This window comes from Croceibacterium selenioxidans (genome assembly GCF_018599195.1).
GTDB lineage: Bacteria > Pseudomonadota > Alphaproteobacteria > Sphingomonadales > Sphingomonadaceae > Croceibacterium_A > Croceibacterium_A selenioxidans.
This window is the reverse complement of sequence record NZ_JAHFVK010000002.1, coordinates 1301919-1312933: the sequence shown is the minus strand read 5'-3', so window position 1 is coordinate 1312933 and position 11015 is coordinate 1301919. Positions and strand designations below refer to the sequence as shown.

General features: G+C 64.4%; 13 protein-coding genes. 2 read left to right on the top strand and 11 right to left on the bottom strand.

Going from position 1 to position 11015, the window contains the following annotated elements:
* Positions 1-54: 54 nt before the first annotated feature.
* Complete coding sequence (gene dapE / locus KK137_RS15170; protein ID WP_214537557.1) at positions 55-1185, bottom strand: succinyl-diaminopimelate desuccinylase; 1131 nt, start codon at positions 1183-1185, stop codon at positions 55-57.
* 52 nt (positions 1186-1237) lie between these two features.
* Between dapE and KK137_RS15165 the strand changes: the two genes are divergently transcribed.
* Complete coding sequence (locus KK137_RS15165; protein ID WP_214537556.1) at positions 1238-1699, top strand: cupin domain-containing protein; 462 nt, start codon at positions 1238-1240, stop codon at positions 1697-1699.
* A 6-nt stretch (positions 1700-1705) separates the two neighbouring features.
* On the opposite strand, the gene KK137_RS15160 is transcribed toward KK137_RS15165, so the two are convergent.
* The 10 genes from KK137_RS15160 to KK137_RS15115 all read right to left on the bottom strand — a co-directional run bounded on the left by KK137_RS15160 (position 1706) and on the right by KK137_RS15115 (position 9273).
* Complete coding sequence (locus tag KK137_RS15160; protein ID WP_214537362.1) at positions 1706-2365, bottom strand: glutathione S-transferase family protein; 660 nt, start codon at positions 2363-2365, stop codon at positions 1706-1708.
* A 140-nt stretch (positions 2366-2505) separates the two neighbouring features.
* Complete coding sequence (locus KK137_RS16850) at positions 2506-3510, bottom strand: sensor histidine kinase (protein ID WP_214537361.1); 1005 nt, start codon at positions 3508-3510, stop codon at positions 2506-2508.
* Between the two features lie 253 nt (positions 3511-3763).
* Complete coding sequence (locus tag KK137_RS15150) at positions 3764-3937, bottom strand: hypothetical protein (RefSeq protein ID WP_214537360.1); 174 nt, start codon at positions 3935-3937, stop codon at positions 3764-3766.
* Entirely contained in the window at positions 3934-4953 is a 1020-nt protein-coding gene (locus tag KK137_RS15145; RefSeq protein ID WP_214537359.1) for an AraC family transcriptional regulator, read from the bottom strand. Before KK137_RS15145 ends, KK137_RS15150 begins: the two co-directional genes overlap by 4 nt.
* A gap of 224 nt (positions 4954-5177) precedes the next feature.
* Positions 5178-5762 carry a ribosome biogenesis GTP-binding protein YihA/YsxC gene (gene yihA, locus KK137_RS15140; RefSeq protein WP_338028101.1) on the bottom strand — a complete coding sequence of 195 codons (585 nt, stop codon included), beginning with the start codon at positions 5760-5762 and terminating at the stop codon, positions 5178-5180.
* A gap of 56 nt (positions 5763-5818) precedes the next feature.
* On the bottom strand, positions 5819-7588 hold the full coding sequence (gene yidC, locus KK137_RS15135) for a membrane protein insertase YidC (RefSeq protein ID WP_214537357.1): 1770 nt from the start codon (positions 7586-7588) through the stop codon (positions 5819-5821).
* A 34-nt stretch (positions 7589-7622) separates the two neighbouring features.
* Positions 7623-7832 carry a membrane protein insertion efficiency factor YidD gene (gene yidD, locus KK137_RS15130; RefSeq protein ID WP_214537356.1) on the bottom strand — a complete coding sequence of 70 codons (210 nt, stop codon included), beginning with the start codon at positions 7830-7832 and terminating at the stop codon, positions 7623-7625.
* Positions 7829-8203: a ribonuclease P protein component gene (gene rnpA, locus KK137_RS15125; protein ID WP_214537355.1), complete on the bottom strand. Its 375-nt coding sequence runs from the start codon at positions 8201-8203 to the stop codon at positions 7829-7831. Before rnpA ends, yidD begins: the two co-directional genes overlap by 4 nt.
* A gap of 147 nt (positions 8204-8350) precedes the next feature.
* On the bottom strand, positions 8351-8485 hold the full coding sequence (gene rpmH, locus KK137_RS15120) for a 50S ribosomal protein L34 (protein WP_214537354.1): 135 nt from the start codon (positions 8483-8485) through the stop codon (positions 8351-8353).
* 65 nt (positions 8486-8550) lie between these two features.
* Entirely contained in the window at positions 8551-9273 is a 723-nt protein-coding gene (locus KK137_RS15115) for an alpha/beta hydrolase (RefSeq protein ID WP_214537353.1), read from the bottom strand.
* Between the two features lie 189 nt (positions 9274-9462).
* Between KK137_RS15115 and KK137_RS15110 the strand changes: the two genes are divergently transcribed.
* Positions 9463-10959 carry a YifB family Mg chelatase-like AAA ATPase gene (locus KK137_RS15110; protein ID WP_214537352.1) on the top strand — a complete coding sequence of 499 codons (1497 nt, stop codon included), beginning with the start codon at positions 9463-9465 and terminating at the stop codon, positions 10957-10959.
* Positions 10960-11015: the final 56 nt, after the last annotated feature.

The following is an 11015-nucleotide window of genomic DNA, read 5'->3' as shown; positions in this document are numbered from 1 at the left end:
TTTTACGTAAGCAGGCCTCCGCTCCCGCAAGCGGGGCGGGCTGTCGACAATCGGCTAGGCCAGCGCCGCGAGGGCGATCCGTCGATAGATCCGCACCAGGGTTTCGAGGTCCTCGAGCGCTACGGCCTCGTCGCGCTTGTGCATAGTCGCGTTGGGAAGGCCGAATTCGATCACCGGGCACAGTGCCCTCAAGAACCGTGCGTCGGACGTGCCGCCGCTGGTCGAAGCTTCGGGCGCAATGCCGGTCTCCGCCTCGACCGCGCTGCTGACGATCTCCGAGAAGGCCCCTGGGGGCGTCAGGAACGGCTCGCCGGAGATAATCGGTCTCGCCATACCACCATGCTTGTTGGCGATCTCAGTGACCTTCTGGGCCAGCTCCGCGCCCGTGTGCGTGTCGTTGAAGCGTATCGAGATACGCGCCTTCGCCCGGGCGGGGATGACGTTGGTGGCCGGGTTGCCGACCTCGAGTTCGGTGATCTCGAGGTTCGAAGGCTGGAACCACTCGGTCCCCTGGTCGAGTTCGAGTGCGTCCAGCTCCGCCAGCATCGCCACCAGCCGCGGGATCGGGTTGTCCGCCAGGTGAGGATAAGCGACATGGCCCTCGCTACCCTCGACCTCGAGGAATACGTTGACCGAACCGCGCCGGCCGATCTTCATCATGTCGCCGAGGCGATTGACCGAAGTGGGCTCTCCCACCAGGCACAGGTCCGGGATTTCGCCACGCTCGCGCATCAGGTCGATAAGGGCGCGCGTACCGTAGACCGCGGGCCCCTCTTCATCGCCGGTGACGATGAAGCTCAACGTCCCTGCCTGCGCCGGCACTTCCGCTGCTGCCGAGACCATCGCCGCGATTGCCCCCTTCATGTCGACCGCGCCGCGGCCGTAGAGCAGCGCCCCGCGCCGTTCCGGAGTGAAGGCTCCGCTAGTCCATCCCTCACCTTCCGGAACCACGTCGACGTGGCCGGCGAAGGCCAGGTGGCGGCTGCCTGGCAGACCGCGCCGAATAGCGAAGAGGTTCTCGACCGGTCCGTCCGGCGCTCCGCCGGCGACGAAGCGGTGAACCGCGAACCCCAACGGCGCGAGCATCGCCTCGAGCGTGTCGAACACGCTCCCGCGGGCAGGAGTGACGCTCTTGCAGGCGATCAGCTGCTCGGCGTAGCTTACGACGTCGCTGGAATTTCCCATCGCTCGCGGGTTAGACGAGCCATTGGCCTCTTTCCAGCCGGAGATGAAGATCATGCCCAAGCTCGATCTCGACGCCATCCCGCAGTCCAACCGGACAGGCTATCCGCATCCTTATGACCGCGACGTTCAGGGCCGCTGGTGGCGCCGGCTCGCTCCGGCCGGCGGGCTAAGCGAGATGGGTGCCAGCCACGTGGTTCTTAAACCTGGCGCGTGGTCCTCCCAGCGTCATTGGCATGCGGAAGTCGACGAGCTGCTGGTGATGATTTCGGGCGAAGCGGTGCTGGTGGAGGACGGCGGAGAGACCGTGTTGCGCGCCGGAGATGTCGCGGCCTGGCCCAAGGGGGCGACCAACGCGCATTGTCTGCAGAACCGAACTGATTCCGACTGCAGTTTCGTCGCGATCAGCGCGGGTGATGACGATAACGACCGGGGCGACTACCCCGACATCGACCTGAGGTTCGAGGCCGACGACTACTTACACAACGACGGGACGCCCTATCCGCCGAAAGGCTGACCAGTCCTAGGCCACCTCGAACTGTTCGATGACCCACTGCTCGTCTTCGGCACCCTGAATCCATTCCTGCATCCACGCGTGCTCCCAGATCGCCTCCATGTAGGCCTGGGCGAAGCCGGGCACGCCGATGCCGTAAGTGACGAGGCGCGTCACGATCGGAGCGTAGAAGATATCAGCGGCCCCGAAGGTGCCGAACAGGAACGGCCCGCCCTTCCCAAAGCGCGCACGCGCTTCCGCCCACAAGCCGAGGATGCGGACGATGTCATGGCGCGCATCGTCGGTCAGCTCCAGCCCTTCGATCCGTTTGCGGATGTTCATCGGGCACTGGCGGCGAAAGGCGAGGTACGAGCTGTGCATTTCCGCCACCATCGCCCGCGCCATGCCGCGCGCGGCATCGTCTTTGGGCCAGAAGCGATCGCGCCCGACCTTGTCGGCAAGGTATTCGAGAATGGCGAGCGAATCCCACACCACCACCTCGTTGTCCCACAGCACAGGGACCTTGCCGGCCGAGGGCTGAAATTCGTCGTCGGTGCGTTTCGTCGCCTGCCAGTCGTCACCGTCAATGTGAACGGTCAGCGCCTCGAACGAGAGACCCGACTGCTTGGCCGCAAGCCAGCCCCTAAGCGACCAGCTCGAGTAGTTCCTGTTACCGATTATCAGCTTCACGCTCGGCACCCTGTCTGCCCGCTGCGCGCCCTAGAGCCTATCCCGCCGGGTTGGAAGCGCAATGATTGCGCTGGGAAGCGGTGGAACAGGCTGACGGCGTTCATTCCAGTTGCGTCGAGACTGAACCGGAACCAAAAAAATCAGGTCCGCTGCACGCTCCCGATCACCGCGGTACCGGGCGATAGCTTGCGCACGATGAGACGGCCCCCGAGTTCCGCCAGGCGTGCGCGCATGCCGAGAAGACCGACGCCCGGTGAAACATCCACTGGCATGCCCCGGCCATTGTCCGCGACGATCAGGTGGATCATCGACTTGCGCCCAATCAGCCTTACCGACAGCTGCGTCGCATGAGCATGACGGTGAACGTTGGACAGCGCCTCTTGCAGGACGCGATAGATCGCCACGCGAGCGTTCTGCCACTGCACATCGGTCTCGCCTTCGACCTCGAACGAGGTGATCAGCCCGGCCCGCCGCCCGAATCCCTCGACCAGGGTACGAACAGCCTCGGATAGATCCATCCGGCTCAGTTGAGGAGGATGGGCGAGGTAGGCAATCGACCGGAGTTCGCGCTGCGCGTCGAACAGCAGTTCCTCGATGTCATCGACCAGCGCAAGGGATTCGCCGGGTAAGCGCGTGCGCTTCAACTGGCTGACGGCGAGACCCAGCGCGGAGAGCTGCTGCATGGTGGAATCATGAATCTCGCGCCCCATTCGGCGGCGCTCTTCCTCCTGGGTGTGGATCAGGGAGGTGCTGAAGCCCTGGCGCAGGCGGCGGAGCTGGACCAGTTCGGTGACGTCGATCCGGGTGACCGTGAAGTACTTCCGGCCGCCGATCTCCATGCTGGCGATGCGGATTTGCGTTTCCTGCCCGTCGCGCGGACCGCTGTAGACGTGCCGGTACATACTCGGGCGTCCCTGCTCGAACTCCTTGATGGCGGCGATGACAGCGTCCGTCGCTCGCGCGGCCTCCCGCTTCTCCTCGTTCAGGCGTTCGAGTTCTTCCAGATAGTTATGGCCGACCTGGAACACTTCGAACCCGTGGGCCGCGCAATAATCCGTCCAGGCGTCGTTGCTGGCGATGATGTTCCAGCGGGCATCGAGCAGGGCGATCTGGTCCGGCAAGCCGTTGACGAGCTTTTCGAACACGTCGATCGCCGTCGAAGCGCCGGTGGCATCGACCAGGTTAGCGATAACATCACTTGATGCGAGAATTGGACCGTCATCGTGGGACGTTCGTTGCCCAAAGGCTTGTCCATGAGCGTATCGAGAACCCACTTGTTTTCCCGAACCTAGCCTCGAAGGACATTTGCCCAGCAATTCCGAAGCGAGTCAACGCTGTTCACATTTCGCGCCGCGAGCAAGGGTCTGGGCGAATCGTCGCCGCAGCCGGTCCTCGGGGTTATTCAGAGGGCCGGTGTTGCCTGTTAAGACGCTCTCCGAGCTCCAGCTGCTGGAGGAAATCGCGCATCATTGCAGCGACTTCGGCGACCTCACCAAGACGCACTGCGCCTGGGTCGTCGGGCCAGCTGGCCCAGACTTCCCCGTCCTTAAGGCTGAAGATGACGCCGCTCATGACTGGGCATCCGGCGGGAGGTTGCGTGACTTCGCGACGCGCCAGGAATGCGGGGACATGCCGAATTCGCGCGCAAACCAACGGCTGAAGGAGCTGAGGCTCGCATAGCCCGTGAGTTCCGCCACTGCGGTGATCGACCGGGTCGAATTGGTCAGGTAGCGCTTGGACAACTCCCGTCTGGCCTCATTCAGAAGGAGCGCGAAGCTCTGCCCTTCGTGTTCGAGGCTGCGCTGCAGCGCGCGGGTGCTGATCCCGAAATGACCCGCGACATGTTCGACACTCGTGATTCCCTTCGGGAGGAGCTGGATGACCAGCCGCTTCGTCCGTTCGCTGATGGGCGCATCCTCGGGCCCGAGCGGCACGAGCGCCAGCAGGCTCTCCGCGTGGTGGGCCATCTCGGCGTTGGCCAGCGGCAAGGCGATCGTCAACGAATCCGCCGGACACGATAGGCCGTTGAACGTGCTCTCGAACTCGACAGGGACGCGAAACAGCCGTCGCGCCACCGACAGGTCCGACGGCGCCTTTCGTTCGAGGTGGATCATGGAAGGCTCCCAGCGCCCTCCCGAGACACAATGCAGGATCTTGGCCACGAACCCGAGCGAGTAGTCGAGGACCTGGGTCCGGGCGTACTCGGGGATCAGCTCGACGCGGATCAGGCTGGTGCCGTCCTGCTCTTCCACCGCCAGGTTCAGAACGTCGTTAAGATGCCGGCGATAACGGCTCAGGGCGCCTAGCACCTGGCCGACATTTTCCAGCCTTTCCAGCAAGAGCGAAAGCGGACCCAGGCTCGAATAAGGCCGGGCTTCGCCCATGAGCAGCCCGAAGCTATCGAACCCCGAACGCTCCGCCGACATTTCGAGTAACCGGACGGCCGCGCCGGCGGAAATGCGCATTTCCGGGTCGCTCAAGCCCGAGAGTTGCAGGCCCGCCTCGCGCAGCATGGCCGGACCATCGAGCCCAACCTGGCCGGCTACCTGGGCGTAACACGCCAGCGAGGCCACACGAACCTGGTGCACTGCTTACCCTCCAAACGGCACCATCTCGCCGCATCGACCCCTTTCGCGACGGTAGCAAGGTAGCGGATTCTGGCTTTGCAGATGACGCCAAGAAGTTTCCATCTGGGCGGATTGTCCTATTTCGTTGATTTTATCCGGTCAGAGGCGATCAGCGGAGCCCTCTGACCCGACAAGGCGCGTCAGCAACTTGTCTCACGGCGACGGCGATCGCCCGTGCCCAAGGTTCAGCGGGTCGCGTCGGCGAGAATCGCGGCGCGCAGTTCCGGAATGCCCAGGCCCTTTTCGGCGCTGGTCACGTGGATCACCGGATAGGCCGCAACATGCTTGCGCGCCTGGGTTTCGACCTTCGCCAAAGTCGCGGCCAGTTCGCTGGCCTTGATTTTGTCCGCCTTCGTCAGGACCAGGCGATAGCCGACCGCCGCCTCGTCCAGCATTTTCATCATCTCTTCGTCCGGTGGCTTGATGCCGTGGCGGCTGTCGATCAGCACCAGCGTGCGCTGCAATGCCGCCCGCCCGCGCAGGAAGTCGCGTACCAGCCGGCGCCAGCGTTCAACCACTTTGACGGGAGCCTTGGCGAAACCATAGCCGGGCATGTCGACCAGCCGGAACCGCGTAGGCTCCCCCACCTCGAAGAAGTTCAGTTCCTGTGTGCGCCCCGGCGTCACCGAGGCGCGGGCGATGGCCTTACGCCCGGTGACGGCATTGATCAGCGAACTTTTGCCGACATTCGAGCGTCCAGCGAACGCGACCTCGGGCAGGCTGCCATCAGGCAGGAAGTCCAACGAAGGTGCCGACAGCAGGAAGTCCACCCGGCCGGAAAAAAGCCGGCGAGCCTCCTCGATCAGTGCCTCTTGCCCTTGGTCGGTCACCCCTTGGCCTTGTCACGTTCGGAAGCACGAGCCTTGTCGGTAGCGTCCTTCTCCGCCTGCGCCTTGAGCTGTGGATGCTTCGAATAAAGGTACTTCTGCTGCCCCAGCGTCAGGACGTTCGAGGTGATCCAGTAGAGCAGCAAGCCTGCCGCGAACGGAGCCATGACGAACATCAGCACCCACGGCATGATCATGAACATCTGCTGCTGGACCGGGTCCATCGCCGCCGGATTGAGCTTGAACTGCAGCCACATGGTCAGGCCGAGCAACACCGCCAGCACGCCGATGGCGAGGAAGCTGGGCGGGGTGAACGGCAGCAAGCCGAACAGGTTGAGGATCATCGCCGGGTCGGGAGCGGAAAGGTCCCGGATCCACAGGATGAATGGCTTGTGCCGCATCTCGATCGAGATCAGCAGCGTCTTGTAGAGGGCGAAGAAGATCGGGATCTGCAGGAAGATCGGCAGACAGCCCGCGAGCGGGTTGACGCCTTCGTCCTTGTAGAGCTTGCCCATCTCCTGCTGGAGCCGGACCTTGTCGTCCTTGTGGCGTTCCTGCAGCGCCTTCAGCTTGGGTTGCACCGCGCGCATCTGCGCCATGCTGGCGAACTGCTTTTGCGCGACGGGGAACATCAGCGCGCGCACGATTACCGTCAGCAGCATGATGGCCACGCCGAAGTTTCCAGTCACCGCGTAAAGCTGCTTCAGGAGCCAGAAGATCGGATACATGAGCCAGCGGAACCAGCCCCAGTCGATCGCCAGGCCGAAGTTTTCGATCCCGCCCTTTTCGTAGTGGTTGAGGACCGAACTTTCCTTGGCGCCCGCGAACAGGCGCGTCGTGCGCGTGGCCTGGGTGCCAGGAGCCAGCGTCACCGGGTCATAGACCACGTCGGCACGGAACAGTTCGTTACCGAGTGAGCGAAAACCACCCTCAATTCGCTGGCCGTCTTCCGGAACGAGGACCGAAAGCCAGAAGATATCGGTGAAGCCGAGCCAGCCGACCTTACCTTCCGGCGTGACGTGGCGCGCTTCGTCCACGTCTTTATAGTTCCAGCTGAAATTCACCTTACCGTTGAAGAGGCCGATAGGCCCGGAGTGAAGGTTCCAGCTACTTTGGCTGGCGGTGCGGCTGGTGCGGTTGATGAAGGCGTAAGGCCGCATCGAAACCGTACCGGTGCCGGTATTCGCCACGGTCTGTTCGACCGTGATCATGTAGAATTCGTCGATGGTGAAACGCTGGGTAAAGCGCTGGCCCTGGCCGTTGTCCCAGGTCAGCGTCACGGGCCTGCCGGGGGCCAGCGGACCGCCCGACACTTGCCACACGGTCTGCGGGCCCGGCAGAGCGACGCCCTGTCCGACCCAGCCAAACTGCGCGAACTGCTGCGCCGGGGTTCCGTTAGGTGAGAACAGGCGGACCGGACCGCTGTCCTTTTCGACCGTCTGGCGATGCGTTGTGAGCGTAATGTCGTCGACTCGCGCGCCGACCGGATTGATCGAGCCGGCAACCTTGGGCGCGTCGATCGCGACGCGGTCCGGCGCGGCGAGCGCGGTCTTCAGGTCCTTGACCTCTTCGGCCCATTCGGCAGGGTCTGTCAGACCGCCTTCGCGGGTGTGCTTGGCCGCGGCGCGCTGAGTCGGCGTATCGGCCTTGGCGGCGACCTGCTCGGTCGGTGACGGTTGCGGATAGAGCCGGCCCATCACCAGATCGAAGCCGAGCAAAAGCGCCATGCACAGCACGACAGCGACAATAAGGTTACGCTGATTGTTCAAGATGCGATCCTAGATCCGATTACCGTGCCACTCTTCAGGGCACCGGGTCATAGCCGTGTCCCCCCCATGGGTGGCAGCGCATTAGACGCTTGGTAGCCATCCATCCACCCTTGATCGCGCCATGCCTTTCGACCGCCTCGATAGCGTACTGGCTGCACGAGGGTTGATAGCGGCACGAGGGCGGCAGGACCCGTGAAGGCCCGAGTTGCCAAGCCCGGGCGACGAGGATGAGAACCTGCTTCATTTGCGCGGCGGTCCCCTGCGGCGCGGTGGGTCACCCTTGCCAGCGGCGGCGCGCGAAAGTGCAACGGCAAGCTCTTCGCGCAGCTTGGAAAAGTCGCGCTCTATCCCACCCTCGCGGCCGATCAGCACGTGGTCGTGATCGGGCAATCCCTCTCCGGGCAAGGCCTCTCTCAGCAGCTCGCGAAAGCGGCGCTTCATGCGGTTCCGGACGACGGAGTTACCGATCTTCTTGGTGACGGTGATGCCGTAGCGCTTGCCTTGCCCGCTGTTCGCCAGGGTCAAAAGCACGAAACCCGGACGTGCGACTCGCAGGCCACGATTGGCGGCGACGAAGTCTGCTCGTTTGCGGATGATCTGGATGCCGGCACTCATTGCGGCCGCCTATCTAGGTGGTGATTCGGCATACCGCCAGAGCAGCACCGACGCAAAAACGCCCTCCGGACGACAGTCCGAAGAGCGCGAATGCAAAAAACCTCAGAGGGTCTCGCCGGAACGAGCCCCGGTTTGCTGCCCTGGTGTTTAGGCGCAGAGCTTCTTGCGGCCACGCTTGCGGCGGGCGCGAAGCACCTTACGGCCACCCACGGTCGCCTTGCGGGCGAAAAAGCCATGCCGCCGGGCGCGGACGAGGTTGCTCGGCTGGAAAGTGCGCTTCATCGTCGTAAATCCTGAATCAACAAAAAGGGCCGCCAGCTCGGGCGGCCTCGGTATGGGGCGGGCGGTTAGTGGAGAGGCGCGCCCAAGTCAAGGCGGCCCAGTTGCTGGGGCGATCGAATCAGCGCCGGATCGCCCTGGACCCACGCCCGCATCGCTGAGCCCGACATCCAACGCGGGCTTTCGTGCGGCGCCGAATTAGTCATCGCATAGAATGCCTTCGCCTGCGGCAGCGTCATGCCCATTTCCCGGTAATAAGCGAGATATTTCGTATGCTCCCACGAATCGGCCGGGACTTGCCCCGCCTCGCGCCCGCCGCGTTCACGCCAGGCGTGAACGGCAAATACGGCGCTGTCGTCTATGACCAGGTTGGTGCCGGCCAGCATCAGATCGATCGCGCCCGAGCGGACCGAGCCGCCCGGTGGGACATAGACCGCCAAGCCCGCCAGGCGGATCAGGCGGCCGAGTGCGAGGTTGGCACGGTCGTCGTAGGTACCCGGGCATTCGATGAACACGATTGTGTCGATCGCCGGATAATCGCGAAGCATCGCGCGGAAGGCGGCTGGGGAGCGGGCATCGGTGCTGCCAAGCAGCGCCGCGGTGCGCTTCTCGATAACCGCGAACGGACCGTAGCTGGCGATCGGCGTCCAGGCGCTCCGGACAAAGTTAAGCGTGGAAGATTGTCCGCCAGCGGCAGCAACCGGCTGGGCGGCGGTGGCCATCTGCGCTGCGGCTGGCGCCGCGAGCGACAAGGCACAGGGCAGTGCCAGGAAGCATACAAGGCCACGCATCTCTCAAACCCGGGGCCCGTGGCCATCGAAGTGGCCGGGGCTCTCAAGGTGTCGGCCGCTTAATCGGGACTTCGCAGGAATCCCACAATGGGGCCCAACCCTCGTGGAGGGGGGGAATTAACATGAGTTTGTTCTGCGCTCGACACTGAGAACCCTGATCAGCTATCCCGCTGATTTGAAAGGAGTTCCGTGGTCGCAATTGTATCGACGGTGGCTTACCTCGGCCTGGATGCCCGGCCCGTGGAGGTCCAGTGCCAGGTCGCCCCGGGCATGCCGCGCTTCGCCATCGTCGGCCTGCCCGACAAGGCTGTCGGCGAAAGCCGCGAGCGGGTCCAGGCCGCGCTCGCCGCGATGGGCCTGTCGCTGCCGCCCAAGCGAATCACCATAAACCTCTCCCCGGCCGACCTGCCCAAGGAGGGGAGCCACTACGATCTGCCGATCGCCCTCGCCCTGCTGGCCGCGATGGGCGTCACCGATGCCGAGCAACTGGCCGACTGGATCGCCGTCGGCGAACTGGCGCTCGACGGCCGCATTGTTCCTTCGCCCGGCGTCCTTCTCGCAGCCCTTCACGCTAGCGAGCGCGAACGGGGCCTGATCTGTCCGGCGGCACAAGGGGCGGAGGCGCGGTGGGCCAGCGGCATCCCGGTGGTCGCAGCTCCGGGATTGGTCGGCCTGCTCAACCACCTCAAGGGCACACAACTTTTATCACAGCCCGAACCGGGTGAGGTGGAGGAGCCGGGCTTTGGCCCCGACCTCAGGCAAGTCAAAGGACAGGAGACCGCCAAGCGCGCGCTGGAGATCGCAGCGGCCGGTGGTCACAACCTGCTTATGAGCGGCCCACCCGGCGCGGGGAAAAGCCTTCTTGCCTCCTGTCTCCCCGGTATCCTGCCCCAACTCGCTCCGGCCGAGGCGCTGGAGGTGAGCATGGTCGCGTCAGTCGCCGGGATGCTCGAAGGCGGACGGATCAGCCGCAGGCGTCCCTTTAGAGCACCGCATCATTCCGCCTCGATGGCAGCGCTGACGGGTGGCGGATTGAGGGTGCGCCCCGGGGAGGTCAGCCTCGCCCATCTTGGCGTGCTGTTCCTCGACGAATTGCCCGAGTTCCAGCGCACGGTACTCGATTCGCTGCGCCAGCCGCTTGAGACCGGCAAAGTCGACGTCGCGCGCGCCAACGCCCACGTGAGCTATCCCGCGCGGGTGCAACTCGTCGCCGCGATGAACCCCTGCCGTTGCGGTCACCTCGGCGACCCGGCTCTCGCTTGCAGCCGCGCCCCCCGTTGCGCTGCGGACTATCAGTCGAAGGTCTCGGGCCCGCTGCTCGACCGGATCGACCTGCATGTTGAAGTTGAGGCCGTCAGCGCCGCCGACCTCGCCTTGCCTCCGCCTAGCGAAGGCTCGGCCGAGGCCGCGGCCAGAGTTGCCGAGGCGCGCAAGCGCCAGTCGACTCGCGGGGTGCGTTCCAATGCGGAGCTCGAAGGCGATGCCCTGGATCGTCATGCCGCGCCGGACGAAGCCGGCCGCAAGCTGCTGCTCCAGGCTGCCGACGCCATGCGCCTATCAGCCCGGGGGTACACAAGGATGCTCCGCGTGGCGCGAACGATTGCCGATCTTGCCGGAGTCGAGCAGGTCGGGAGGATCCACGTGGCAGAGGCGCTCAGCTATCGCAGGCAACCGCCGCGAGCATGAGTTTAACGGTTGCTTACACTGCTGTAGGTATCTAGGGGCGCACCAGCGCCTCGCGA

Coding starts and splice junctions, on each gene's coding strand:
- dapE (WP_214537557.1), bottom strand. CDS start 1,185: ATGGGAAATTCCAGCGACGTCGTAAGCTACGCCGAGCAGCTGATCGCC.
- KK137_RS15165 (WP_214537556.1), top strand. CDS start 1,238: ATGCCCAAGCTCGATCTCGACGCCATCCCGCAGTCCAACCGGACAGGC.
- KK137_RS15150 (WP_214537360.1), bottom strand. CDS start 3,937: ATGAGCGGCGTCATCTTCAGCCTTAAGGACGGGGAAGTCTGGGCCAGC.
- yidD (WP_214537356.1), bottom strand. CDS start 7,832: ATGAAGCAGGTTCTCATCCTCGTCGCCCGGGCTTGGCAACTCGGGCCT.
- rnpA (WP_214537355.1), bottom strand. CDS start 8,203: ATGAGTGCCGGCATCCAGATCATCCGCAAACGAGCAGACTTCGTCGCC.
- rpmH (WP_214537354.1), bottom strand. CDS start 8,485: ATGAAGCGCACTTTCCAGCCGAGCAACCTCGTCCGCGCCCGGCGGCAT.
- KK137_RS15115 (WP_214537353.1), bottom strand. CDS start 9,273: ATGCGTGGCCTTGTATGCTTCCTGGCACTGCCCTGTGCCTTGTCGCTC.